Origin of the sequence: Pantoea sp. B623 (assembly GCF_024814475.1) — a bacterium.
In the GTDB taxonomy this organism is placed as follows: Bacteria; Pseudomonadota; Gammaproteobacteria; order Enterobacterales; family Enterobacteriaceae; genus Pantoea; species Pantoea ananatis.
In genome coordinates this window covers 4,573,886-4,598,696 of the sequence record NZ_JANUXM010000004.1, presented here as the reverse complement: position 1 = coordinate 4,598,696, position 24,811 = coordinate 4,573,886, and the positions used below count along the sequence as shown (strand labels likewise).

Genomic DNA, 24,811 nt, shown 5'->3' with positions numbered 1-24,811 from the left:
GGTGGGATTCCCGAGCGGCCAAAGGGAGCAGACTGTAAATCTGCCGTCACAGACTTCGAAGGTTCGAATCCTTCTCCCACCACCATCTGAACCTGCTGCCTGAACACACATATCATCCCCGGTGGGATTCCCGAGCGGCCAAAGGGAGCAGACTGTAAATCTGCCGTCACAGACTTCGAAGGTTCGAATCCTTCTCCCACCACCATCTTAAATATTCTCCTGATCTGCCCAAGATAATCTCAATCACCATCTTCTTCGGGGAGAGGGATGAGAACCTTCGATCAAGGTTCGGGTCGAGCAGCGCGAGACAACGCGCGTCAGCGCGGCCCGCAGGGTGAGGCGCAACGCGCCGAATAATCCTTCTCCCACCACCATCTCGTATATTGCACTCCCTCCCAAATAAAGACATGTATTACCATCTTCTTCGGGGAGAGGGATGAGAACCTTCGATCAAGGTTCGGGTCGAGCATCGCGAGACAACGCGCGTCAGCGCGGCCCGCAGGGTGAAATCATCCTTTTGAACCCGCTTCCCGCTTTCTGACTGAGCCTGTCCACCACTCGCTGAAATTGCCCTGCTCTGCCATGACTTTTCCTGTAAAAATCGCTACCATCCTGCCTATCATTCGCTGAAGGTCATCTCATGAAATTTATTTCATTCAACATTAACGGCTTGCGGGCTCGCCCTCACCAACTTGAAGCGCTGGTAGAAAAACATCAGCCGGACGTCATCGGACTGCAGGAGACCAAAGTTCATGACGATATGTTCCCCTTAGAAGACGTGGCTAAGCTGGGCTACAACGTGTTTTACCATGGTCAAAAAGGGCACTACGGCGTGGCGCTGCTGACAAAAGTCCAGCCGGTATCCGTGCGACGCGGCTTCCCGGGCGATGACGACGATGCTCAGCGTCGGTTGATCATGGCGGAGATCCCCAGCCCGATTGGCGATATTACGGTAATTAACGGCTATTTCCCCCAGGGCGAGAGCCGTGACCATCCGACAAAATTTCCGGCGAAAGAGAAGTTTTATCGCGATTTGCAAAGCTACCTGAGCGACAGCCTGGCGGCCGATAAGCCGGTGCTGATCATGGGTGATATGAATATCAGCAGCACCGATCTCGATATCGGTATTGGAGAAGACAGTCGCAAGCGCTGGTTGCGTACCGGTAAATGCTCTTTCCTGCCGGAAGAACGTGAATGGATGGATCGCCTGCTCAGCTGGGGCCTTGTTGATACCTGGCGGGCACAAAACCCTGAGATTAACGATCGCTTTTCGTGGTTCGACTACCGTTCAAAAGGCTTTGATGACAATCGCGGTCTGCGTATCGATTTGCTGCTGGCCAGCACCGGGCTGGCCTCACACTGTATTGAAACAGGCATCGATTACGAGATTCGCGGTATGGAAAAACCGTCCGATCATGCGCCGGTCTGGTCAACCTTCCACTTCTGACAGGATCCTGACGCGTGGTGAAATGCCACGCGTCCTTATTTCACTATTTTCCAAATCAGATTATTGGTTCCCAACGACTTCTCATCGCGCGCGCACTGTAGCAGGACACCTTCCGATTTCACCACTGCGCCTTCTGTGTAATTTCGGTTTTCAAAAATACAGCACTGCAGACAGTTTTGCTGACTGTTTTGCCCCTGAGTCCAGACTTCCGGTGGCATATCCACGATCACATCGGTATTGGTGCCACCTGCCGCGCCCTGCTGATGATAGTTAGCATGCGCGGGGCTGCAGGCAGCCATTGCAATCAGAATTAGCCAGGCTGATTTACTCATTATTCAGTTTCCTTCGTTTTACGCCCTGCTTTACGCGGTGGACGTTTTTGGCCGGTGGACGGTAAACCACGAAACGCCTGTCCCGAGGGCTGCTGTCGCGCCTGCTGAATAAGCCCGCTCAGCGTCTGCACCAGGGGTTGCATAAATTCATCATAGCGACAGGCCTTTTCACTGATACGCGTCAGGGTTGATTCCCATTGCGCCGTCATGTCCGGCCTGGCGGCGAGATCCGGTAGCGAGTGGATCAGCGCTTTGCCTGCATCAGTAGAATGAATATAGCGCCCTTTCTTATGCAAAAACGAACGACGGAACAGTAATTCAATAATGCCTGCGCGCGTGGCTTCCGTTCCTAAACCATCGGTCGCACGCAGCACTTTCTTTAATTCTTTATCCTGCACAAAGCGCGCAATGCCGGTCATGGCCGAAAGCAAGGTCGCGTCGGTAAAGTGGCGTGGCGGTTGTGTCTGTTTCGCCAGCACCTCACCCCGCTCGCACAGCAGCTCATCGTCTTTCGCTACAACAGGCAGCGGCATGCCATCGTTTTCTTCATCGCGCTCTTTGCCACCCAACAGCGCACGCCAGCCCGCCTCCGCCAGAAAGCGCGCTTTAGCCAAGAATTTACCGCCCGCGATATCCAGATCGATGGTGCATTTGCGGAACACGGCATCCGGACAAAACTGCATCAAATACTGACGCGCAACCAGTCCATAAATCTGCTGTTCGTTTTCATTAAGTTTCACTGCGCTGGCGCGCGCGGTAGGAATAATGGCGTGGTGCGCATCCACTTTTTTGTCATCCCAACAGCGATTTTTTCGATCTGCATCAAAGTCTGCTGGTGGAGTAAGATCGGGTTGATGGGACTGGATCGCATTGAGCACCGCATGACGGCCGGCAAAATGCTCATCGGGTAAGTAGCGGCTATCAGAACGTGGATAGGTGATCAGCTTGTGGGTTTCATATAACCGCTGGCAGATGTCCAGCACCGCCTGTGCACTCAAACCAAAGCGCTTTGCCGCCTCGATTTGCAGGCTGGAGAGTGAAAACGGCAACGGCGCAATGTCGTTTTCTCGCTTGTCACTGTAGGCGGTAACGATAGCGGGCTGACCGCTGATGCGCGCCACCACATGTTCCGCCAGTGAGCGTTTCAGCAGGCGACCTTCTTCATCCTGCCAGGGTTCACAGGCTTCACTGGGGATCCAGTTGGCGGTAAACCGGCTCTCATCCGGCGTGACGATGTGCGCTTTCACTTCAAAGTAATCCCTTGGGACGAAATTCGCGATCTCTTCATCCCGTCGCACCACCAGCCCCAACACCGGCGTTTGTACGCGTCCAACGGACAACACGCCATCATAGCCCGCATTCCGGCCCAGCAGCGTCCAGGCGCGGGTCATATTAATACCGTAAAGCCAGTCGGCACGTGCTCGCGCCAGCGCGGACACGCAGAGGGGAATAAATTCGCGATTCTCACGCAGCCGGTTGATAGCCCGCTCCACAGCCTGTGGGTTAAGATCGTTAATCAGACAGCGCTGCACTTTACTGCGTTTCTCAGCGGGAAGCTGAAGGTAATCCAGCACTTCATCCACAAGCAGCTGGCCTTCCCTGTCCGGATCGCCGGCGTGCACCACTTCATCGGCCTGGGCCAGTAAGCCTTCCACCACTTTGAGTTGTTTTGCCACCGAAGGACGCGGCTGCAAACGCCATTTTTCAGGAATAATCGGCAGATCGACCAGCGACCAGCGCGCATAGCGGCTGTGGTACACATCAGGCTGCGCCTGCTCCAGTAAATGCCCCACGCACCAGGTGACAATCTGGTCATTGCCGCAGGCGATAAAGCCCTCACCACGCCGGTGCGGTTTAGGCAGTACATCGGCAATGGCCCGTCCAAGGCTGGGTTTCTCTGCAATAAACAAACGCATTAAATCGGGTAATCCTTAACGTCAGCAAACAACAATGATGACAACGCACTACCGGTCAACAAACAGTCGGCAACATGATGCCTGCGCCTCACTCCAAAGAACGGTTACATCATGCGCACAGGCTGGAAGAGAGTATGCGCTGCCAGATGAAGCAGCGCTATGGTAGCCTGGCGGCGCGCTGCTGATAAGCGCGCCGGGTTCAATGCTGAACTGTTCGCACAATAACCGCGCAAACCCGCTCAGGGGCGATCAGAAATAGCGCACGAACGGCGCAGTGTCGGGATGTATCACGGTGGTGCTGGATTTCAGCTGGGGCGTGCCTAAATAGAGAAAGCCCACAATCGCGTCCTGCTCACGGCAGCCAAAGGCCTCGCGTACCTGGGGATCGTCAGTCCAGGCCCCACTTCGCCAGATACCATTAAATCCCTGTGCGACCGCGGCCATTTGCATAGCCATCACGGCACAGCTTGCAGATGCAATTTGCTCCCAGCGTGGCACCTTGTGGTTCAGTTCACAATGGGCCACAACCGTAATGATCATTGGGGCACGATACGGGGCCTGGCTGGCTTTATTGATGGCCTTGTCATCCAGTTGATTGTCACGTGCCGCCTTTTCCAGAAGCTGGCTTAAGCGATCGCGTCCACTGTTTTCAACTATGATAAAGCGCCACGGTTGTAAGGTGCCGTGATCGGGCGCGCGCATGGCTGCGCGCAGAATGTTATCCAGCGCCTCGCCGCCGGGAGCCGGATCCGCCAGACGGGAAGCCGAACGGCGATTAACCAGTAATTCAAGTGCATCCATGTTTTTCTCCAGTGGGGTAAAAGCATGCGTAATCCTGGCACAGGTGGATTTTTTGTAACAGTCCAGGGTGATTTCCTGCTGACTTTTGTTTCGCCGCTCTTTAGGATGAGGTCGTCAACGGAGACCTGGACCGCTAAGCGGCGATTTCCGGTTATATCAATATGGAGAGTGTGATGCGCACATTGTGGCGAATAATTGCTGGCCTGTTCCGCGGGATCTGGCGAGTGCTGAACTTTATCAGGGAATTAATTCTTAATTTATTCCTGATTTTTTTAATTGTCGTGTGTGTCGGGATCTGGCTTCAGGTAAGTGGTTCAGGCAGTCATTCTGCTCCCATACAGCAAGGTGCGCTAAAAGTTGACCTGACCGGTGTGCTGGTCGATAAGCCTTCCGTCAGTAATCGCCTGAGCAAAATTGGCCGTCAGCTGTTAGGCACCAGCAGTGACCGACTGCAGGAAAACTCCCTGTTTGACGTGGTCGATGCGATTCGTCAGGCAAAGGATGACAGTAATATCAAAGGCATGGTGCTGGACCTGCGTGACTTTGCCGGTGGCGATCAGCCCTCGCTGCAGTATGTGGGCAAAGCGCTGCGCGAATTCAGGGAAAGCGGTAAGCCGATTTATGCGTTGGGCGACAGCTACAGCCAGGCTCAGTACTACCTTGCAAGCTATGCAACAAAAATCTACCTCTCGCCCCAGGGTACGGTTGACCTGCATGGTTTCGCCACCAACGGGTTGTACTACAAAACGCTGCTTGAAAAGCTGAAAGTTAATTCACACGTCTTCCGTGTTGGAACCTATAAGTCTGCCGTTGAGCCTTTCCTGCGCGACGATATGTCACCTGCAGCGCGCGATGCGGATACCCGTTGGGTTGGCCAACTCTGGCAAAATTACCTGAACACCGTATCGGCTAACCGTCAGATTACGCCTGAGCAGCTGTTCCCTGGTGCAACGGCCATTATCGCCGGCCTGCAGGCCGTTAAAGGTGATACGGGTCAATACGCGCTGGATAACAAACTGGTCGACGTTCTGGGTTCACGGGCCGATGCCGATCAGATGTTAATCAAGACCTTTGGTTTCGATAAGCAGAGTAGCGATTATCGCAGCGTCAGTATTTATGACTACAACGTGAAACCGGACGCCACTCAGCAGAAAGGCAATATTGCCGTGATCATGGCCAGCGGCGCCATCATGGATGGCGATGAAACGCCGGGCAACGTCGGGGGCGATACCACGGCGGCGCAGATTCGTGATGCACGCCTGGATCCGAAAATCAAAGCGATCATTCTTCGGGTCAACAGCCCGGGCGGTAGCGTGACGGCCTCGGAGGCCATCCGTGCCGAACTGGCTGCAGCGAAAGCGGCCGGGAAACCGATAGTGGTCTCAATGGGCGGCATGGCGGCATCCGGTGGATACTGGATTTCAACGCCAGCCAGCTACATCATCGCCAGCCCGAGTACCCTGACCGGCTCTATTGGCATCTTCGGCGTAATTAATACCCTGGAGAACAGTCTGGCCAGTATTGGTGTGCACACGGACGGCGTGGCGACATCGCCTCTGGCGGACGTCGCCAGCACTAAGGCGCTGCCCCCCGAAGTTCAACAGCTTATGCAGTTGACCATCGAAAACGGCTATCACAACTTTGTTGGTCTGGTTGCCGCCTCGCGTCACAAAACGCCGGAGCAAATTGACGCCATCGCCCAGGGACATGTGTGGACCGGCAGTGATGCGAAAGCCAATGGCCTGGTCGATGCGCTGGGGGATTTTGATGACGCAGTGAAAAAAGCCGCTGAACTGGCGAAGGTTTCCCAGCCGCAGCTTGACTGGTACCAGGAAGATCCCGGCTTTATTGATTTGATGCTCAATCAAATGAATGCCTCCGTGCAGGCTGTTCTGCCTGACCCGATCAAAGCCTGGCTGCCTGCGCCGATGTTCGACGTAATGAGTGCAATGCGACGTCAGCCTGGCCTGTTCGACCATCTTAACGATCCACAAAACCGCTATGCCTTCTGCCTGACCTGCGGCGAAGTGCGATAAACCTCTCAGCCCGACCGCTGGTCGGGCTGCTTTTCCCTGCCATTGCCCTTATACTGCGCGTTTTACGGCAAGTCTGAGTACACCTATGCAAAAGAAAAACATTTACGTTGCCTATACGGGCGGTACTATCGGTATGCAACGTTCCGCTCAAGGTTATATTCCGGTTTCAGGTCACCTGCAGCAAGAGCTGGCAAAAATGCCGGAATTCCATCGCCCGGAAATGCCTGACTTTACGATTCACGAATATCAGCCCCTGATCGACTCGTCCGATATGACGCCTCAGGACTGGCAGTCAATTGCCGAAGATATCCGGCGTAATTACGATCGCTACGACGGTTTTGTGATTCTGCATGGTACAGATACCATGGCTTTTACCGCCTCTGCCCTGTCGTTTATGTTGGAGAACCTGGCCAAGCCTGTCATCGTAACCGGCTCGCAAATCCCCCTGGCAGAACTGCGCTCGGACGGTCAGCAAAACCTGCTAAATTCACTCTATGTCGCCGCTAACTATCCGGTTAATGAAGTGACGCTGTTTTTCAATAACACGCTCTATCGCGGTAACCGCACCACAAAAGCGCATGCTGACGGGTTTAATGCCTTTGCCTCACCCAACCTTTCTGCGCTGCTGGAAGCCGGCATCCACATTCGTCGTCTGAACACGCCACCCGCGCCACAGGGGAAAGGTGAACTCATCGTTCATACCATTACGCCACAGCCTATTGGCGTGGTTACCATTTACCCCGGCATTTCCGCCGATGTGGTGCGCAACTTCCTGCGCCAGCCGGTTAAAGCCCTTATTCTGCGCTCTTATGGCGTGGGTAATGCGCCGCAGAACGCTGAGTTTCTCTCTGAACTGCAGCAGGCCAGCGAGCGCGGCATTGTGGTCGTTAACCTGACGCAGTGTATTTCCGGCAAAGTTAACATGGGCGGCTACGCGACGGGCAATGCGCTGGAGCATGCAGGCGTGATCAGCGGTTTTGATCTGACGGTAGAAGCGGCCCTGACCAAACTTCACTATCTGTTAAGTCAGGATCTTTCAAGCGAGCAAATCCGTGCCAAAATGCAGCAAAACCTGCGTGGCGAACTGACAGAAGACTAAAACGGAGCAAACGGGAATGAAACGGGCACTGATCATTATCGATATTCAGAACGACTTCTGCCCCGGCGGCCCAATGGCCGTGAGAGAAGGCGATCACACCGTCGCGGTAGCAAATCGCTATGCCCGTGCCTTTCATGAGAAAGGCGAATGCGTAGTGGCCTTGCAGGACTGGCACCCGGCCAATCATGGCAGCTTTGCTTCTGTCTCGGGCGAGCCGGTTTATACCCTGGGTGAGCTCAACGGTTTGCCTCAAATCTGGTGGCCCGATCATGGTGTTCAGCATTCGGCGGGCGCTGATTTTCATCCTGGTCTCGATCGCAGCCTGTTTGATGCTGTTTTTCACAAGGGCCAGGATCAGGATGTCGACAGCTACAGCGCTTTTTTTGATAACGGCCATCGCCGTAAAACGGAGCTGGACAGCTGGTTGCGTGAACGCGGCATCAGCCATCTGGTTATGCTGGGGCTGGCAACGGATTACTGTGTGAAATACAGCGTTCTGGATGCACTGGAACTGGGCTATCAGGTGGACGTGGTCGCCGAAGGCTGCCGCGGGGTGAATTTGAATCCTGAAGACAGCGACATCGCACTGGCCCAGATGGCCGCCCAGGGTGCGGTCATTGTCTGACGTGCTCCGGGCTGGCAGCGTGCCAGCCCGTCATCCACGCTAAACGCTTCTGTCAGCACCCTGACAGAAGCACTTTATCAGACTTAATGCAGGTTGATACGCGTGACGTCTGGTTCGATACCAAACTCTTCTTTCAGCTGCCTTTTCGATTTGGTGACCATCTCACCGTCTTTTCCGATGGTCATATGCTGAGGTGCATCGTTATGACGTGCCTGCCACATCATCACCAGTTGCAGGCTGTTATCACGCTGCTGCTGGGTAAGCGCTACGCCGTCCGGCCATTTTCCGGTTTCAACGGCCACAACCAGACGCTCATAAATTTCAGGCGTCAGGGCTTCAAGCATGGCTTCAAGTTGCTGTTTCATGATTATCCTTGGGTCTCCTCACCTTGCTGATCTGTAAAGTTCAGCGAGGCAGAATTGACGCAGTAACGCTCGCCTGTCGGCTGGGGGCCATCCGGGAAAACATGCCCCAGGTGTGCATCACAGCTGCCACAGCGGATTTCGATGCGCTGCATACCATGGGAATTATCTTCCAGATAGCGAATGGCCTCATCGCTTACTGGCTGATAAAAACTCGGCCAGCCACAACCTGAATCGTACTTGGTATCAGACAAAAACAACGGCGCATTGCAGACCAGGCAGTGATAAATCCCTTCCTGCTTGTTATGCAGCAGGGCACCGCTGTAAGGCGGCTCCGTTCCTCGCTGTTGAGTCACATAGCGTTGCATCTCAGTCAGTTGGGCAATTTTTGCTTCGGGTGCGGTTTCTTTAGGCATTTGAGCAATTCCGGGATGTCATTCTGTAAAAATCGACTAGTATTCTAACAAACGATCAACATTAATCGGGTCTTTTTTTGTGCTCAACCCTTCAGTCAGTATCTCACAAGGTGGATTTGTGAACTCGATCACCTTTTCTCTGGCATATCCCTATATATTCGGCGAAGGATTCAACAGAGCACGCCGTTTACCGCTGAGCGCAAGCGGTTGCGGCCCCAATAATTCCTGTCTGGTGGATTGACCTGTCGCAACAATTGACACGATTCCGCTTGACGCCTGGTAAGGTTTTTGTAATTTTACAGCCAACCTTTTATTCACTAACAACTAGCTGGTGGAATATATGACTATCAAAGTAGGTATCAACGGTTTTGGCCGTATCGGTCGCATCGTTTTCCGTGCTGCTCAACAGCGCTCTGACATCGAAATCGTTGCTATCAACGACCTGCTGGACGCTGATTACATGGCGTACATGCTGAAGTACGACTCTACTCACGGCCGCTTCGACGGCACCGTTGAAGTACAGGACGGCGCTCTGGTTGTTAACGGTAAGAAAATCCGCGTTACTGCTGAGAGAGATCCGGCTAACCTGAAGTGGGATGAAGTCGGCGTTGACGTTGTTGCTGAAGCAACCGGTATCTTCCTGACCGACGAAACGGCACGTAAGCACATCACTGCGGGTGCTAAGAAAGTCGTTCTGACCGGTCCGTCTAAAGATGACACCCCAATGTTTGTTCGTGGTGCAAACTTCGACAAGTACCAGGGCCAGGACATCGTGTCTAACGCCTCTTGTACCACTAACTGCCTGGCACCACTGGCAAAAGTGATCAATGACAAGTTCGGTATCGTGGAAGGTCTGATGACCACCGTTCACGCAACGACTGCAACGCAGAAAACCGTTGATGGCCCGTCTCACAAAGACTGGCGTGGCGGTCGTGGCGCGTCTCAGAACATCATCCCTTCATCTACCGGTGCGGCCAAAGCCGTAGGTAAAGTGCTGCCAGAACTGAATGGCAAGCTGACAGGTATGGCGTTCCGCGTTCCGACGCCAAACGTTTCTGTTGTTGACCTGACCGTTCGTCTGGAAAAAGCCGCATCTTACAAAGAAATCTGTGCAGCCATCAAAGCAGCAGCAGAAGGCGAAATGAAAGACGTGCTGGGCTACGTTGAAGACGACGTGGTTTCTACCGACTTCAACGGCGAAGTGCTGACTTCAGTATTCGATGCGAAAGCGGGTATCGCGCTGAATGACAACTTCGTTAAACTGGTTTCCTGGTACGATAACGAGACCGGTTATTCAAACAAAGTTCTCGACCTGATTGCGCTGGTTTCTGCTAAATAAGGCAGCCAGACACTAGAGAATAAGGGTGACTTCGGTCACCCTTTTTTTGATCCCTTTCGTAAGGAGTCGGGCATGCAAGACAAACTTTTTTCTCTTCCCGTCATTAAACAGATTACGCCTTACCTGTCACAGCGTCAGGTGGGCGAACTTCCGACTATCGTCGTTAGTCATCCCCGCGTGCGCGCAGCTATCACGTTACAGGGCGCGCATCTCATCGCCTGGCAGCCCAGCGGGGAGAAACCTGTCCTGTGGCTAAGTGACAAAAGCCCCTTCTCACCAGGCAAAGCGATTCGAGGCGGCATTCCCATTTGCTGGCCCTGGTTTGGCCCCGCAGGTGAACCCGCACACGGTTTTGCCCGTAACCAGTCGTGGACGCTGTCCGCCCATGACGAAAACGAAGATGGCGTTATCTTGACGCTGGTGCTGGAAAGTAATCCGCAAACCTTAAAGCTGTGGCCACATGAATTCACGTTAATCGCCCGTTTCCGCCTGGGGCAGCACTGTGAGATCGAACTGGAAGCCTATGGCGACTACACGTCCACCGCCGCCCTGCACAGCTACTTTAACGTGGCGGATATCAACGGCGTAGAGGTGTCGGGTCTGGGTGAGCACTATATCGACAAGGTTAACGACAATCAGCCAGGCACGGGCGACGGCAAACAGCGCTTTACCACCAGGGTTGACCGTATTTTCACCTCGGCCAATGACTGTTCGGTGATTAACGATCAGGCTGGAAAGCGCCAGATTGAAGTCTATCACCACCATCATAGTGACGTTGTCACGTGGAACCCCGGCGTCGAACTCTCCTGCAGTATGACGGACATGCCCAACGAAGGGTATAAAACCATGGTGTGCGTGGAAACGGCGCGAATCAGCAAACCGTTACGCAGCGCGGGCGAAAAACCGGCCCGGCTGGCCACCACGATCCGTCTGAAAGGGAAAGTGAATTAACGCTTAATTCACACCACGTCCAGGGGCATTTTATGCCGCGGTGGCGGGAAAGCCTTGTCGATCAGGAAACACGCCTCATCACTCAGGGTGATATCCAGTGCCGCGGCATTTTCCCGGACGTGCTGAAGGGAACTGGCTTTAGGAATAGCCATCACGCCGGGAGCGCGGATTACCCACGCCAGAAGCAGCTGTGCAACCGTCACGCCTTTCTGCTGAGCCAAAGCGACCAGCGTGGGCTCAGAGAACAAATGGCTGCGCAGCCGCCCTGCCTGTGCCAACGGACAGTATGCCATGATCGGCACAGCACGCTGCTGACACTGCGGTAACAGGTCGTACTCAATACCGCGAGAGGCGAGATGGTAAAGGACCTGATTCGTCGCACATGCTTCGCCCCCGGGTTCGGCCCAGAGCTCGTCCATATCATCGCTGTCAAAATTTGAAACGCCCCAGTGAACAATCTTCCCCTGCTGTTGAAGCCTTTGCATGGCGCGAATCGTCTCTTCCAACGGGACGCTGCCGCGCCAGTGCAGCAGATAGAGATCAATACGGTCGGTTTGCAAACGGCCCAGGCTGGCTTCGCAGGCCGCTATCGCATCATCTTCACCGGCATTCCATGGGTAGACTTTCGATACCAGCAGCGCGCTATCGCGGCGCCCTTTTAATGCCTCGCCGACCACCTCTTCCGCTCTGCCATCGGCATACATTTCTGCCGTATCGATAATTTTCAGGCCTGCATCCAGACCCGCCTGAAGCGCTGTGACTTCCTGCTGACGGCGAGCGCTGTCCTCGCCCATGTACCAGGTTCCGAGGCCAATAGCCGGGATGCCCTGGTGACCCGCAACATCGAGACGTTGTGCCATTTGACTCTCCTGCACTGTTGTAGAGCAGACAAACGATCAGAGGGCAACGCCTGCCCTCTTAGGGTGCAAATCAGAAGCTGTAACTGACACCGGTCCAGATTGTGAACTGCCCACTTTTATCGACCATAGGGCTGTCTTTGATTTCACTGGCAAAACGCGTATAGCGACCGGACAGGTTGGCATTCCACTGCGGCGTAATACTGTAGCTGGCATTCAGCTCAGCATAGGGCGACCAGCTGTCATCAGGATGGTAGCGGCTGATGCCGGTGCGATCGCTCTCATTGCCGGAAACACCATAGTAGTAGCGGTTTTGGTTCGCGCTATTCCACATCGCCCCGATGCCCGGTGTCAGGGTAAAGTCACCGAAGTTGAAGCGGTAGAGATAGGTCAGGTCCCAGATGATCCCGTTGCTGTTGTTGAGCAGGTCGCCCAGCAGTGAGGTACGGATAATCCCCCAGTCTGCAGTATGTCGGTAGGTTGCCCCGCCCATCAGCGTCATACGGCGCTTATCCAGCCCTTTCATATCCCCCAGATCGTTATCACCGGGGTCATACTCCTGAGGCGAGCCGAGCAGGGTCAGAGACAGCTGATCCTGCGGGTCTTTCCACAGGTAATAGCCGCCCTGCAGCGTGTTAAACCAGAAGTTTTCTCCTTCATAATTGATGATGGGCACCGGCAAATAGCGGTCCTGCCCACCCCGGTAAGGCGACTGGGCATAAATCACTGATGCGCCAAGCGATAAAGGTGCGGCCTGTACTGAATGCCCCAGAAAATAACAAGGGATAAGCGCGATAAGCGTGTTAAGTTTGAATTGGTTCACAATTTATTCATTCCATAAATATAACAATCACTCATACAGTCTAACGCTTTTTACAGACTGAATTAACCTTATATGAAAATCATCTACCGCATTTATGGCGGAATGTGGCATAACCGGGTTGGAGGCATCACAAATTCGCCATTACCCTGTCAAAAAGGTTTCGCAACAAAATGATTTTGTTATTGATATGTGGCTCACTAATCAAAAATCTATGATGAAATTTTCTGAATGCCTTCTACAGTTAAACTTAATACCCGAGGTTTTGTTGCAAGAGTGTCGTCATAAATGTTGTGCATCCCGATAACAATGATCAGGTTGGCATAAGGGTTGCTGTACTAACAGATAATATCTTCCGGGAGCTGTACGAGCACTGATTATTGCTCCTTTACCTGTGCTAAAAACGAAAGGACGGGCATCGCTATGAATATATTCGATCATTATCGTCAGCGTTATGAAGCTGCCAAGGACGAAGAGTTCACACTGCAGGAATTTCTGACAATCTGTAAACAGGATCGCAGTGCATACGCCAACGCCGCAGAGCGACTGTTAATGGCAATCGGTGAACCCGTGATGGTGGACACCGCTCAGGAGCCACGTCTTTCCAGAATCTTTTCTAACCGGGTAATGGGCCGTTACCCGGCGTTCGAAGAGTTTTACGGTATGGAAGAAGCGATTGAACAGATCGTCTCTTATTTGAAACACGCGGCACAAGGCCTTGAAGAGAAGAAACAAATTCTCTATCTGCTGGGTCCGGTCGGGGGCGGTAAATCCTCGCTGGCGGAACGTCTCAAATCCCTGATGCAACGCGTTCCTATCTATGTGTTGAGCGCCGATGGCGAACGGAGCCCGGTTAACGATCATCCACTGTGCCTGTTCAATCCTCAGGAAGACGCCAATATTCTGGAAAAAGAGTACGGCGTGCCGCGCCGCTACCTTGGCACCATTATGTCGCCATGGGCGGCTAAACGCCTCCATGATTTCGGCGGGGATATCACCCGCTTTAAAGTGGTGAAAGTGTGGCCGTCGATTCTGGAGCAGTTAGCCATTGCTAAAACAGAGCCGGGCGACGAAAACAACCAAGATATCTCCGCGCTGGTCGGTAAGGTGGACATTCGTAAACTGGAAAACCATGCGCAGAACGATCCCGATGCTTACGGCTACTCGGGCGCGCTGTGCCGGGCTAACCAGGGCATCATGGAATTTGTGGAGATGTTTAAAGCACCGATTAAAGTGCTGCATCCTCTGTTGACCGCCACCCAGGAAGGTAACTACAACGGTACAGAAGGCATTTCCGCCCTGCCGTTTAACGGTATCATTCTGGCCCACTCGAACGAATCTGAGTGGGTAACGTTCCGCAACAACAAAAACAACGAGGCGTTCCTTGACCGTGTGTATATTGTTAAGGTGCCTTACTGCCTGCGCGTGTCCGAAGAGATTAAGATTTATGAGAAGCTGCTGAACCACAGTGAGCTGTCTACCGCGCCTTGCGCACCAGGCACCCTGGAAACGCTGGCGAGATTCTCCATCCTTTCGCGACTTAAGGACCCGGATAACTCCAGTATCTACTCAAAAATGCGTGTGTATGACGGTGAAAGCCTGAAAGATACCGATCCTAAGGCGAAGTCCTGGCAGGAGTATCATGATTACGCTGGCGTCGACGAAGGGATGAACGGGCTGTCAACGCGTTTCGCCTTTAAGATTCTGTCCCGCGTCTTCAACTTCGATCACACTGAAGTGGCAGCCAACCCTGTTCACCTGTTTTATGTGCTGGAGCAGCAAATTGAACGCGAGCAGTTCCCACAGGAGCAGGCGGAAAAATACCTTGAGCACCTTAAAGGTTATTTAATTCCGAAATACGCTGAGTTTATTGGTAAAGAGATTCAGACGGCTTATCTGGAATCCTATTCCGAATATGGTCAGAATATTTTCGATCGCTATGTTACCTATGCCGACTTCTGGATCCAGGATCAGGAATATCGCGACCCTGACACCGGACAGCTTTTTGACCGTGAGTCGCTCAATGCGGAACTGGAGAAAATCGAGAAGCCTGCCGGGATTAGTAATCCTAAAGACTTCCGCAACGAAATTGTCAATTTTGTGCTGCGTGCGCGTGCGCACAATAACGGCCGCAATCCAAACTGGACCAGTTATGAGAAACTGCGTACGGTGATTGAGAAAAAAATGTTCTCAAATACCGAGGAGCTGTTGCCGGTTATTTCGTTTAACACGAAAACCTCTACGGATGAGCAGAAGAAACACGATGATTTTGTCGATCGCATGATGGAAAAAGGCTATACCCGCAAACAGGTTCGCCTGCTGTGTGAATGGTATCTGCGCGTGCGTAAATCGTCCTGATCAGAGTCTGTAAGCAAACCGGTGCGGGATAGCACCGGTCTCTTAAGGTCGGGACAACCCGGCCTGCTTGCAATGTAGTTTGGGGGAACATCATGGCCTATTTTATCGATCGCCGACTAAACGGTAAAAACAAGAGCGCGGTCAACCGCCAGCGCTTCTTGCGTCGTTACAAGTCTCAGATTAAGCAGTCGATCTCCGAGGCCATTAACAAACGCTCGGTCACCGACGTCAGCAGTGGCGAATCCGTTTCTATTCCGATTGATGACATCAACGAACCTATTTTCCATCAGGGACGCGGCGGGCAGCGCCACCGCGTCCATCCCGGTAACGATCACTTTGTGCAAAATGACCGCGTGGAGCGGCCGCAGGGCGGCGGTGGCAGCGGTTCAGGCCAGGGCAACGCCGGTCAGGACGGTGAAGGTCAGGATGAGTTTGTTTTTCAGATTTCTAAAGACGAATATCTGGACCTGCTGTTTGAAGACCTGGCCCTGCCCAACCTGCGCAAAAACCAGCATCGCCAGCTGAATGAGTATAAAACCCACCGCGCCGGTTTTACGTCTAATGGCGTACCGGCCAACATCAGCGTGGTACGCTCGCTACAGAACTCGCTGGCGCGCCGTACGGCGATGACCGCAGGTAAGCGCCGCCAGTTGCATGAGCTTGAGGATGCGCTGACGACGGTTGAAAAATCTGAACCGGCTCAGTTGCTCGAAGAGGAGCGCTTACGCAAAGAAATTGCCGAGCTGCGAGCACGTATCGATCGGGTGCCCTTCATTGATACGTTTGATTTACGCTATAAAAATTTTGAAAAACGCCCTGAGCCGTCCAGCCAGGCCGTGATGTTCTGTCTGATGGACGTTTCGGGTTCAATGGACCAGGCCACCAAGGACATGGCAAAACGTTTTTATATTTTGCTCTATCTGTTCCTGAGTCGAACCTATAAAAATGTCGAGGTGGTCTACATTCGCCACCATACTCAGGCGAAAGAAGTTGATGAGCAGGAGTTTTTCTACTCACAGGAAACCGGCGGCACTATCGTGTCGAGTGCCCTTAAGCTCATGGATGACGTGGTGAAAGAGCGTTACGATCCGGCACAGTGGAATATCTATGCCGCGCAGGCCTCCGATGGTGACAACTGGGCCGACGATTCCCCCCTGTGCCATGAGATTCTGGCAAAGAACATTTTACCGGTCGTCCGTTACTACACCTACATTGAAATCACGCGTCGCGCGCATCAGACACTGTGGCGCGAATATGAACATCTGCAGTCTGTATTTGATAACTTTGCGATCCAGCACATTCGCGAGCCGGAGGATATCTATCCGGTCTTCCGTGAACTGTTTCACAAGCAGGCGATGGAAGCCTGACACATCAAGCCGACGCTCTGTCGGCTTTTTTTTTGCGTAATAACCTGTTAAAACATGGCCTTTCCTGCAACAACTCCTCCAACTCCTCTATTAATATCGTTTAACCGGATTAACCAAGGCATTAGCAATTGATATAAATTGCAAAATGACCATGACAACTCATTGATAAAACATTATCTTGCAGAGATAGCATGGATGTTTCTACACATTAGCTGACATTGACTGCCGAATCTCAGGAGACCGCGTTTGAACCACACTATTGTTTATAGTCTTTTTATTATTGGCTCCGTGCTGGTTGCGTCGAGTATCTTACTCAGCTCTTTTTCATCCCGTCTTGGCATTCCTATTCTGGTGATATTTCTGGCACTGGGCATGCTGGCCGGCGTGGATGGCATTGGCGGCATCGCCTTCGATAACTATCCCGCCGCTTACCTTATCTCTAACCTTGCCCTGGCGATTATCCTGCTGGACGGTGGGATGCGTACCAAAGCCAGCTCCTTCAAGGTGGCGCTGGGGCCGGCCCTGTCACTGGCAACGGTAGGCGTAATGATTACGGCTGGCCTGACCGGCGTGGCCGCGGCCTGGCTCTTCAGGCTGGATATGATGCAGGGCTTTCTGATCGGTGCCATTATTGGCTCTACCGATGCGGCAGCCGTTTTTTCACTGCTTGGGGATAAAGGCCTGAACGAACGCGTCAGCTCAACGCTGGAAATTGAGTCAGGCAGCAACGATCCCATGGCCGTGTTTCTCACTATCACGCTGATTGAAATGATCGAGCAGGGCAAAACCGGTCTTGACTGGATGTTTCTCGTGCATCTCATCCAACAGTTCGGCCTGGGCATCGTACTTGGACTGGGCGGCGGCTGGGCCCTGCAGCAGCTCATAAACCGCATCAACCTGGCACCCGGCCTGTATCCCTTGTTGGCACTCAGCGGCGGGATTCTGGTGTTCGCCCTGACAACGGTGCTGGAAGGCAGCGGCATTCTGGCCGTGTATCTGTGCGGCTTTTTACTGGGTAACAGCCCCATCCGTAACCGATTTGGCATTCTGCAAACCTTTGACGGTATGGCGTGGCTCAGTCAGATAGGGATGTTTATCGTGCTGGGCCTGTTGGTCACACCTTCCGATCTCTGGCATATTGCGGTTCCGGCAATGATCCTCTCCCTGTGGTTGATTTTGGTTGCGCGCCCCCTCTCCGTGTTTATCGGCCTGTTGCCCTTCCGCGGTTTTACAGGCCGTGAACGGATTTTTATCAGCTGGGTAGGCCTGCGGGGCGCGGTTCCGATCATCCTGGCGGTATTCCCGATGATGGCCGGACTTGAAAACGCATCACTCTATTTCAACATCGCCTTCTTTGTCGTGCTGGTCTCCCTGATGCTGCAGGGCACCTCTCTGGGCTATGCGGCAAAAAAAGCCAAAGTGGTGGTACCGCCCACGGCATCGCCTGTCAGCCGAATTGGGTTAGATATCCACCCGGAAAATCCCTGGGAGCAGTTTGTTTACCAGCTCAGTGCCGACAAATGGTGCGTGGGCGCTGCGCTGCGTGATTTACAGATGCCGCGTGAAACCCGCATTGCTGCCCTGTTTCGGGATAATGTGCTGATGCATCCCAACGGGGCGACACGATTAAAAGAAAACGACGTTATCTGCGTGATTGGACGCGAGCGTGACCTGCCTGCGCTAGGAAAAATGTTCAGTCAGTCGCCGCCCGTCGCGCTGGATCAGCGTTTCTTTGGTGACTTTATTCTGGATGCCGACGCGCGCCTGAACGACGTGGCGCAAATTTACGGCCTTGAACTGGACGAACAGACCAATGCTCAACAATCGCTCGGGCAGCTGATGCTTGGCATGCTGGGTGGCACGCCCGTCGTGGGCGATCAGGTTGAATGGAATCAACTGACCTGGACCGTGGCGGAAAAAGAAGATAATCAGATTGTGAAAATTGGTGTGCGCCCAAGTGAAGACAAAGAATAATCTTACTTCGCTGGCGCGTTAAATGGGCTGAATTGCACTACGCTTTTATAACATTCAGTGAAAACGGGAGTTATCCATGGGTCACGTGGTTAAAATTGGTCGCTACGAAATTGTCGATGCAGAATTCAGCAGCGAAAAACCGCTGACAGTGAGTATTCCCTGCCACACCAACCCCGGACTGAGCTATCAGCTCGACGGCTGGGATCACGACACCAGCGTTCCGGCATGGATCGACGATAAAGAGGTCATTTTACATATCGCTCACTACGATAAGCAGCAAGACCGGTGGGTATTAAAAGAACCGGCCTGAGCCTGAGTATTACCGCCAGTCAGTTGATTTGGCGGTAATTCCTAAAAAGTGGCCCTGGCCGCACGGCTTATAGGTTATACTTTTAAAATATTATTTTCCAAATCAGCCATTTAAGCCAATTCTGCGCAATTTTCACCTGGTTTTTTAAGAATTCTTCCGTATTAACTCCGTCAAATATCTCCTGCATACTCTCTTTCAGTGCTGCAATTTTACGTGACTCAAATCACGCTTAGTAACGGTTTATTTGTAGCATCAATGGCTCTAATGACTGTAACAAACTGAAAACATCCCGGTTTCGGGTTTTCAGTCGTTAACCCCTGAACGCGTACTTGATTCTGGTCAGGCCATCTTTTACTTAATTAAGAGAGCAGGTTTTATGGCAAGTACAATGGTAATAAACAATGCGAGTCGCTCATGGAGCGGTCTTCGTAAGAATATTCTGGTAAAGTTTGCACTGAGTTTTTCAGACCTTATTGCGCTGAACCTGGCGCTGTTTCTCTCTGCCGCTACCGTGCAGGGTATTTGGGGAGATTTGGATGCGTTTATTCCGCCGCATCAAATTGAAAACCGTTTTATTGCGCAGTTTATTATGTCGGTATTATGTACCGGCTGGTTTTGGATGCGCCTGCGTCACTACACCTACCGCAAACCCTTTTGGTTCGAACTGAAAGAAATCGTGAAAACACTGGTTGTTTTCTCCCTGCTCGATCTGGCATTAATCGCGTTTTCTAAATGGGACTTCTCCCGCATGGTGTGGGTGTTCAGCTGGAGCTATGCCCTGCTGCTGCTGCCGCTGCTGCGTGCAGGCGTTAAAAGTGCCATTAATAAAGCCGGTCAGTGGCAAAAAGAAACCATCATTATTGGCTCTGGCCGTAACGCTACCGAAGCCTATGCGGCCTTACAAAGTGAAGAAATCCTGGGATATAACGTTCAGGCATTTATTTCCGTAGAAGATGCGCCGCTGCAGCAGAGCGTGAATGGCGTACCGGTCATTTCTGCCAACGATATTAACTGGAGCACCATCGATCGCGACAACGTGCAGTTTATTGTCGCGATGGAGTACGAGCAGCAGCCGGAGCGCGATCGCTGGTTGAAGTTTCTGTCAAAAATGAACTGCCGGTCAGTGTCGGTGATCCCAACCCTGCGTGGCGTCCCGCTTTACGGCACGGATATGTCGTTTATCTTTAGCCATGAAGTGATGATTTTGCGCGTCAGTAATAACCTGGCAAAGCATTCGTCACGTTTCCTGAAGCGCAGTTTCGATATTGTTGTGGCGTCGTTACTGCTGCTGTTCCTGGCGCCGGTCTTTGCCCTGCTCTGCTATATGGTCAAGCGTGATGGGGGCAATGCCATCTATGGTCACGAACGTATCGGGCAGGATGGCAGAAAGTTCAAATGTCTGAAGTTCCGCTCAATGGTGACCAATTCCAAAGAGGTGCTGGAAAGCTTGCTGGCAACCAGTGAAGAAGCGCGTCGGGAATGGGACAAAGACTTTAAGCTCAAGAAGGATCCGCGTATTACCCGCATCGGCGGCTTCCTGCGTAAAACCAGCCTGGATGAGCTGCCGCAGCTGTGGAACGTGATCCGCGGGGAGATGAGCCTGGTGGGGCCGCGTCCGGTAATTGAGGCTGAGCTTGAGCGCTACGCCGGCGATGTGGATTACTACCTGATGGCGAAACCGGGTATGACTGGGCTATGGCAGGTCAGCGGACGTAACGATATCGATTACGACACCCGCGTCTATTTCGACTCCTGGTATGTTAAAAACTGGGCGTTATGGACAGACATCGCCATCCTGTTTAAAACGGCCGGTGTGGTTTTCCGCCGCGACGGCGCCTACTGATTTAGCATGCGATGCCTGTTTCAGCAGGCATCGCCATTTCTCCAGGTAATTTGCTTTCCTTTTTCGCTGTTAATCATTACCCTCTTTCCTCGCTTTATCGAACGTTTACCCTCTGGTTGCTATGCAAAAATATACCTTATTGCTATTGAGCCTGGTGCTGCTGGCACCTTTAGGCATTGATCTCTATTTACCCACGCTGCCGCAGATTGCTGAAGGCTTATCGACGCCCGTCGCCCTGGTACAAACCACGATCCCGCTTTTCTTACTGATTATGGGGCTGGGACAGTTGGTCAGTGGCCCGCTGGTGGACAACTATGGCCGTAAGCCCGTCGCCTTATTGGGCCTGGCGCTGTACATCGCCGGCAGCGTCATTGCCGCGACGGCGACCACTTTCCCGCTATTTTTAATTGCCCGACTGGTTCAGGGCTGCGCGGTCTGCTGCAGCGCGGTGGTGGCTTTTAGCGGCGTGCGTGACCGACTCAGTGGTGATGACGCCGCCCGGGCTTACGGCTTCCTGAACGGGGCACTGAATATTGTGCCTGCTCTGGCGCCGTTGCTGGGTGGCATTCTGGCCAGCGCCTTCGACTGGCGCGCGCCGTTCTGGTTCCTGTGTGCCTATGCGACAGTCGTGATGCTGATGGTCATCATCTGGCTGCCTGAAACGCGTCCGGCGGATACGCTGCGCGTGAAGGGCCTTCCGGTAAACCAGTACGCCGCGATTCTTCGCCAGCCGCGCTTTTTGGCGTTTGCCTTTGCCAATGCCGGCGCGCTGGGGATGGTGCTGACCTATGTCTCGCTGGCCCCGCAGGTATTAATGACCGAAGGGGGACTTTCGCCTCTGGCCTTCTCGTTTGCCTTTGGTGCAAATGGTTTTTGGATCATGCTGGTCAGCGTGGTGGTGAATAAAGCGATTCGCAAAGCGGGCCGACCGTTTTGCCTTGCCATCGGTTTTATCACCATGTTGACGGGTGCCGTTCTGCTCGTGGCGGGAATGACCTTGTTGCCTGACAGCCTGCAGTTCCATTGGGCGCTGTATATGTTCCCGGTGGCGGTCGCCGTAGCCGGGCTGGCTTTCACCGTTGGGCCAGCCACCAGCTATGCGCTGGAACCCTATCAGCAGCAGGCAGGCGTGGCCTCGGCGCTGCAGGGATTTATCCAGATGGCGGGAGGCGCAGCAGGCAGCCTGATCGTGGTGGCTCTGCCGGTAGCGGAGAAACTGTCATTAACGTTGATGATGCTGCTGGGCGCAGCGCTGGCCTTCCTGGCCTGGCGCTGCAGTAAGAAAATGCAAAGCCGGATTACCGCCGTTAACTGATTTTAACCGGAACGCGTGGGGCCAGCGCGCACATCAGCTCATAGCCCACCGTTCCGGCTGCTTTCGCCACCTGATCGATTTTGACATTTTCCCCCCATAACTCCACGGACGAGCCAATGCCAGCCTGCGGGCACGGCGTGAGATCCACCGTTATCATATCCATCGAAACCGCGCCGACAACCTGCGTCATTATCCCGTCAACGGCAACAGGTGTTCCTGTCGGCGCATGACGTGGATAGCCGTCCGCATAACCGCAGGCAACCACGCCGATACGCTGCGGCTGGGTTGCATGATAGCGATAACCATAGCCGACGCCATCACCGGCCTGCAGCTGCTGTACGCCGATAATCTCACTGCTCAGTGTCATGACCGGTTTTAGCCCGCTGCTGGCGATATCCTGCCAGTTCCCGCTTGGCGAAGCGCCATACAAGATGATGCCCGGACGTACCCAGTCGTAATGCGCTTCAGGATGCCACAACGTGCAGGCCGAATTGGATAATGACACTGGACTGTCCAGCCCTTCCGTAGCCTGTGCGATGCGTTTAAGCGGCTCGACGATTCCGTCAGGATTTTCCGCATCGGCAAAGTGCGCCATCAGGGTAATGTCTCCGACATTTTCGAGCGCACGCAGCTTATGCCAGATTCCGTTGACCTGTTCAGGACGAAACCCCAGCCGGTTCATGCCGCTGTTGATCTTGAGATAGAGATCAACGGGCGCAGAGAGCGTGGCGTTTGCTAGGGCGTGAATTTGCCAGTTGCTGTGCACGCTGGTCGTCAGCCGGTAGCGATCAATCAATGCCAGATCGTCAGGGTGAAAAAAGCCTTCAAGCAGCAATATCGGCTTCTTCCAACCCTGCTCGCGCAGCAAAATGGCCTCTTCCATGTTGAGTAGCGCGAAACCATCCGTGGCGGACAGGCTTTCCCATACGCGGGCGATGCCGTGACCGTAAGCGTTGGCTTTTACCACTGACCAGACGCGTGACGTCGGGGCCGCCCGGCGCACAATCGCCAGATTATGTCGCAACGCCTGTTGATCGATGGTCGCGACAATTGGACGTGACATATTCCTCTCCCTGAAGGCTTAACGTACTGCGTTAACGTTACGAAGCGGCGATCGGGTCGCCGCAAAACCGGGTAAATAACGAAAGACGGTAAGATCGTCCGCGGCTATCGCGGATGAGGTACCGGATATGACGTCAGCCAGTAACTGACCGGAGCCGCACGCCATTGTCCATCCCAAGGTGCCGTGGCCGGTATTCAGGAAAAGATTCGAAAGCGGCGTGGCACCGACCACCGGCGTCCCGTCTGGCGTCATGGGACGCAGACCGGTCCAGAAGCTGGCCTGACTGACATCTCCCCCCTCAGGATAGAGATCTGTGACCACCATCTCCAGCGTTTCGCGACGCGCCTCAAGCAGTTTGGTGTTAAAACCCACAATCTCCGCCATACCGCCGACGCGAATACGGTTATCGAAGCGTGTCACCGCCACTTTATAGGTTTCATCGAGGATCGTTGAAACCGGGGCGGCATCGGGATTGGTCACCGGTATGGTCAGGGAATAGCCTTTGAGCGGGTAAACAGGAATATCGACGATGTTTTTCATCAATGAGGTTGAGTAGGATCCCAGCGCGACCACATAGCTGTCACCTTTGATCACTTCCTCACCGCACTTCACCCCATAAATACGATTACCGTCACGCAGGAGCTGATCGATCGGCGTATTAAACCGGAAGACAACGCCAGCCTCTTCAGCCATTTTGGACAGACGCTGCGTGAAAAGCTGGCAATCGCCGGTTTCATCGTTAGGCAGGCGCAAGCCGCCAGTGAGTTTATGCTGTGTTGCTGCCAGTGCCGGTTCCACGCTGGCCAGCTGGTGCGCCTCCAGCAATTCATAGGGCACACCGGCCTCGCGTAGCACCGCAATATCTTTGCTGGCGCTGTCGAACTGCTGCTGGGTTCGAAACAGCTGCAGCGTGCCGCCCTGACGACCTTCATAGGCGATGCCGGTTTCCGCACGCAACGCTTTGAGACAGTCACGGCTGTATTCGGCCAGGCGGACCATACGGCTTTTGTTTTGCTGGTAGTGACGCATATCGCAATTGCGCAGCATGTTCCACATCCATTCGAGCTGGAAGCGACTGCCGTCCAGACGGATAGCCAGCGGCGCATGGCGCTGAAACATCCACTTCATCGCTTTAAGCGGCACGCCCGGCGCCGCCCAGGGGGCAGCATAACCGGGGGAGATTTGCCCGGCATTGGCGGCACTGGTTTCCATCGCAGGCTGAGGCTGACGATCGATCACGGTGACCTGGTGTCCGGCACGCGCCAGATACCACGCGCTCGTTACCCCTACTACGCCACTCCCAAGAATCACTACGTGCATAAGTCCCCCGCGAAATTAAAAAGCATAATCCACTGTGCAATGGTTTACATTCAGTGTGATCACAAAGTGGAAACATCCTCTAAACAATTCAACTATTTCACCTCTTTTTTCATCCGCAGGTAACTAAAATCATTTCACCCACTTAAATTCAGAGAGTTATGCGCCAATAGTAAAAAAAGCAGGCATAAATGACATTGTCTATAGTTAATTCCACCACTTTCAGGAGAATCATTCAAAGCGCGCCTTTTGGCCCAATTCCA

21 protein-coding genes, 2 tRNA genes and 2 other RNA genes are annotated in these 24,811 nt (G+C 53.4%); 16 read left to right on the top strand and 9 right to left on the bottom strand.

Features of this window, described 5'->3' with window-relative positions:
• From NXS97_RS23240 to xthA, 5 genes are all read left to right on the top strand, one after another.
• Positions 1-85 (top strand) — tRNA-Tyr (locus NXS97_RS23240).
• 35 nt (positions 86-120) lie between these two features.
• Positions 121-205 (top strand) — tRNA-Tyr (locus NXS97_RS23235).
• A 41-nt stretch (positions 206-246) separates the two neighbouring features.
• A non-coding RNA gene (locus NXS97_RS23230) (RtT sRNA) lies at positions 247-374 on the top strand.
• 41 nt (positions 375-415) lie between these two features.
• Positions 416-529: non-coding RNA, RtT sRNA (locus tag NXS97_RS23225), on the top strand.
• Between the two features lie 111 nt (positions 530-640).
• Positions 641-1,447, top strand: coding sequence for an exodeoxyribonuclease III (gene xthA / locus NXS97_RS23220; protein ID WP_013025977.1), 807 nt, complete (start codon positions 641-643; stop codon positions 1,445-1,447).
• A 35-nt stretch (positions 1,448-1,482) separates the two neighbouring features.
• Here xthA and NXS97_RS23215 read toward each other — a convergent pair whose 3' ends face one another.
• From NXS97_RS23215 to NXS97_RS23205, 3 genes are all read right to left on the bottom strand, one after another.
• Positions 1,483-1,779 (bottom strand): YnjH family protein, encoded by a 297-nt coding sequence (locus NXS97_RS23215; protein ID WP_029570079.1) that lies wholly within the window; start codon positions 1,777-1,779, stop codon positions 1,483-1,485.
• On the bottom strand, positions 1,779-3,695 hold the full coding sequence (locus tag NXS97_RS23210) for a DNA topoisomerase III (RefSeq protein WP_116219759.1): 1,917 nt from the start codon (positions 3,693-3,695) through the stop codon (positions 1,779-1,781). Before NXS97_RS23210 ends, NXS97_RS23215 begins: the two co-directional genes overlap by 1 nt.
• 249 nt (positions 3,696-3,944) lie before the next feature.
• Positions 3,945-4,496, bottom strand: coding sequence for an NAD(P)H nitroreductase (locus tag NXS97_RS23205; RefSeq protein WP_112900350.1), 552 nt, complete (start codon positions 4,494-4,496; stop codon positions 3,945-3,947).
• Between the two features lie 173 nt (positions 4,497-4,669).
• On the opposite strand from NXS97_RS23205, the gene sppA reads away from it, so the two are divergent.
• The 3 genes from sppA (at position 4,670) to pncA (ending at position 8,256) form a co-directional block, all read left to right on the top strand.
• Positions 4,670-6,532 carry a signal peptide peptidase SppA gene (gene sppA, locus NXS97_RS23200; protein WP_014605713.1) on the top strand — a complete coding sequence of 621 codons (1,863 nt, stop codon included), beginning with the start codon at positions 4,670-4,672 and terminating at the stop codon, positions 6,530-6,532.
• Between the two features lie 85 nt (positions 6,533-6,617).
• The gene (gene ansA, locus NXS97_RS23195) at positions 6,618-7,631 is read left to right on the top strand and encodes an asparaginase (RefSeq protein ID WP_013025982.1); all 1,014 of its coding nucleotides are present in this window, start codon (positions 6,618-6,620) and stop codon (positions 7,629-7,631) included.
• A gap of 16 nt (positions 7,632-7,647) precedes the next feature.
• Positions 7,648-8,256, top strand: a complete 609-nt coding sequence (pncA, locus tag NXS97_RS23190) for a bifunctional nicotinamidase/pyrazinamidase (RefSeq protein WP_013025983.1) — start codon at positions 7,648-7,650, stop codon at positions 8,254-8,256.
• 83 nt (positions 8,257-8,339) lie between these two features.
• Here pncA and NXS97_RS23185 read toward each other — a convergent pair whose 3' ends face one another.
• Positions 8,340-8,621, bottom strand: a complete 282-nt coding sequence (locus tag NXS97_RS23185; protein ID WP_013025984.1) for a YeaC family protein — start codon at positions 8,619-8,621, stop codon at positions 8,340-8,342.
• A gap of 2 nt (positions 8,622-8,623) precedes the next feature.
• Positions 8,624-9,034: a peptide-methionine (R)-S-oxide reductase MsrB gene (gene msrB, locus NXS97_RS23180; RefSeq protein ID WP_013025986.1), complete on the bottom strand. Its 411-nt coding sequence runs from the start codon at positions 9,032-9,034 to the stop codon at positions 8,624-8,626.
• Positions 9,035-9,374: 340 nt separating this feature from the next.
• Here msrB and gapA point away from each other — a divergent pair, with 340 nt between their 5' ends.
• Together gapA and NXS97_RS23170 are read left to right on the top strand one after the other, a co-directional pair.
• A complete protein-coding gene (gapA, locus tag NXS97_RS23175; RefSeq protein ID WP_014593833.1) occupies positions 9,375-10,373 on the top strand; it encodes a glyceraldehyde-3-phosphate dehydrogenase in 999 nt (332 codons plus the stop codon).
• A gap of 72 nt (positions 10,374-10,445) precedes the next feature.
• Positions 10,446-11,324, top strand: a complete 879-nt coding sequence (locus tag NXS97_RS23170) for a D-hexose-6-phosphate mutarotase (protein ID WP_015700203.1) — start codon at positions 10,446-10,448, stop codon at positions 11,322-11,324.
• 8 nt (positions 11,325-11,332) lie between these two features.
• Here the strand turns inward: NXS97_RS23170 and NXS97_RS23165 are convergent, their stop codons facing one another.
• Together NXS97_RS23165 and NXS97_RS23160 are read right to left on the bottom strand one after the other, a co-directional pair.
• Positions 11,333-12,184: an aldo/keto reductase gene (locus NXS97_RS23165; RefSeq protein WP_015700202.1), complete on the bottom strand. Its 852-nt coding sequence runs from the start codon at positions 12,182-12,184 to the stop codon at positions 11,333-11,335.
• A 70-nt stretch (positions 12,185-12,254) separates the two neighbouring features.
• Positions 12,255-13,004 carry a MipA/OmpV family protein gene (locus NXS97_RS23160; RefSeq protein ID WP_013025990.1) on the bottom strand — a complete coding sequence of 250 codons (750 nt, stop codon included), beginning with the start codon at positions 13,002-13,004 and terminating at the stop codon, positions 12,255-12,257.
• A gap of 420 nt (positions 13,005-13,424) precedes the next feature.
• On the opposite strand from NXS97_RS23160, the gene yeaG reads away from it, so the two are divergent.
• The 6 genes from yeaG to NXS97_RS23130 all read left to right on the top strand — a co-directional run bounded on the left by yeaG (position 13,425) and on the right by NXS97_RS23130 (position 22,168).
• A complete protein-coding gene (gene yeaG / locus NXS97_RS23155; protein ID WP_014593835.1) occupies positions 13,425-15,359 on the top strand; it encodes a protein kinase YeaG in 1,935 nt (644 codons plus the stop codon).
• A gap of 92 nt (positions 15,360-15,451) precedes the next feature.
• Entirely contained in the window at positions 15,452-16,726 is a 1,275-nt protein-coding gene (locus NXS97_RS23150) for a YeaH/YhbH family protein (RefSeq protein WP_013025992.1), read from the top strand.
• A gap of 246 nt (positions 16,727-16,972) precedes the next feature.
• Positions 16,973-18,700 carry a potassium/proton antiporter gene (locus NXS97_RS23145; RefSeq protein ID WP_013025993.1) on the top strand — a complete coding sequence of 576 codons (1,728 nt, stop codon included), beginning with the start codon at positions 16,973-16,975 and terminating at the stop codon, positions 18,698-18,700.
• 76 nt (positions 18,701-18,776) lie between these two features.
• Entirely contained in the window at positions 18,777-19,010 is a 234-nt protein-coding gene (locus NXS97_RS23140; protein WP_013025994.1) for a DUF1480 family protein, read from the top strand.
• Positions 19,011-19,386: 376 nt separating this feature from the next.
• Positions 19,387-20,853, top strand: a complete 1,467-nt coding sequence (gene wbaP / locus NXS97_RS23135; RefSeq protein ID WP_014605710.1) for an undecaprenyl-phosphate galactose phosphotransferase WbaP — start codon at positions 19,387-19,389, stop codon at positions 20,851-20,853.
• A gap of 121 nt (positions 20,854-20,974) precedes the next feature.
• Positions 20,975-22,168, top strand: coding sequence for a multidrug effflux MFS transporter (locus tag NXS97_RS23130; protein WP_104933416.1), 1,194 nt, complete (start codon positions 20,975-20,977; stop codon positions 22,166-22,168).
• Here NXS97_RS23130 and dadX read toward each other — a convergent pair.
• Together dadX and NXS97_RS23120 are read right to left on the bottom strand one after the other, a co-directional pair.
• Positions 22,161-23,231 carry a catabolic alanine racemase DadX gene (gene dadX / locus NXS97_RS23125; RefSeq protein WP_014593840.1) on the bottom strand — a complete coding sequence of 357 codons (1,071 nt, stop codon included), beginning with the start codon at positions 23,229-23,231 and terminating at the stop codon, positions 22,161-22,163. The two genes, NXS97_RS23130 and dadX, sit on opposite strands and share 8 nt — an antisense overlap.
• A gap of 18 nt (positions 23,232-23,249) precedes the next feature.
• Entirely contained in the window at positions 23,250-24,551 is a 1,302-nt protein-coding gene (locus NXS97_RS23120) for a D-amino acid dehydrogenase (protein ID WP_116219760.1), read from the bottom strand.
• Between the last annotated feature and the right edge of the window lie 260 nt (positions 24,552-24,811).

Coding starts and splice junctions, on each gene's coding strand:
- msrB (WP_013025986.1), bottom strand. CDS start 9,034: ATGCCTAAAGAAACCGCACCCGAAGCAAAAATTGCCCAACTGACTGAG.
- pncA (WP_013025983.1), top strand. CDS start 7,648: ATGAAACGGGCACTGATCATTATCGATATTCAGAACGACTTCTGCCCC.
- ansA (WP_013025982.1), top strand. CDS start 6,618: ATGCAAAAGAAAAACATTTACGTTGCCTATACGGGCGGTACTATCGGT.
- NXS97_RS23165 (WP_015700202.1), bottom strand. CDS start 12,184: ATGGCACAACGTCTCGATGTTGCGGGTCACCAGGGCATCCCGGCTATT.
- xthA (WP_013025977.1), top strand. CDS start 641: ATGAAATTTATTTCATTCAACATTAACGGCTTGCGGGCTCGCCCTCAC.
- NXS97_RS23120 (WP_116219760.1), bottom strand. CDS start 24,551: ATGCACGTAGTGATTCTTGGGAGTGGCGTAGTAGGGGTAACGAGCGCG.
- NXS97_RS23205 (WP_112900350.1), bottom strand. CDS start 4,496: ATGGATGCACTTGAATTACTGGTTAATCGCCGTTCGGCTTCCCGTCTG.
- NXS97_RS23140 (WP_013025994.1), top strand. CDS start 18,777: ATGGGTCACGTGGTTAAAATTGGTCGCTACGAAATTGTCGATGCAGAA.
- NXS97_RS23210 (WP_116219759.1), bottom strand. CDS start 3,695: ATGCGTTTGTTTATTGCAGAGAAACCCAGCCTTGGACGGGCCATTGCC.
- NXS97_RS23215 (WP_029570079.1), bottom strand. CDS start 1,779: ATGAGTAAATCAGCCTGGCTAATTCTGATTGCAATGGCTGCCTGCAGC.
- NXS97_RS23185 (WP_013025984.1), bottom strand. CDS start 8,621: ATGAAACAGCAACTTGAAGCCATGCTTGAAGCCCTGACGCCTGAAATT.
- sppA (WP_014605713.1), top strand. CDS start 4,670: ATGCGCACATTGTGGCGAATAATTGCTGGCCTGTTCCGCGGGATCTGG.
- yeaG (WP_014593835.1), top strand. CDS start 13,425: ATGAATATATTCGATCATTATCGTCAGCGTTATGAAGCTGCCAAGGAC.
- NXS97_RS23130 (WP_104933416.1), top strand. CDS start 20,975: ATGCAAAAATATACCTTATTGCTATTGAGCCTGGTGCTGCTGGCACCT.
- gapA (WP_014593833.1), top strand. CDS start 9,375: ATGACTATCAAAGTAGGTATCAACGGTTTTGGCCGTATCGGTCGCATC.
- wbaP (WP_014605710.1), top strand. CDS start 19,387: ATGGCAAGTACAATGGTAATAAACAATGCGAGTCGCTCATGGAGCGGT.
- NXS97_RS23150 (WP_013025992.1), top strand. CDS start 15,452: ATGGCCTATTTTATCGATCGCCGACTAAACGGTAAAAACAAGAGCGCG.
- NXS97_RS23170 (WP_015700203.1), top strand. CDS start 10,446: ATGCAAGACAAACTTTTTTCTCTTCCCGTCATTAAACAGATTACGCCT.
- dadX (WP_014593840.1), bottom strand. CDS start 23,231: ATGTCACGTCCAATTGTCGCGACCATCGATCAACAGGCGTTGCGACAT.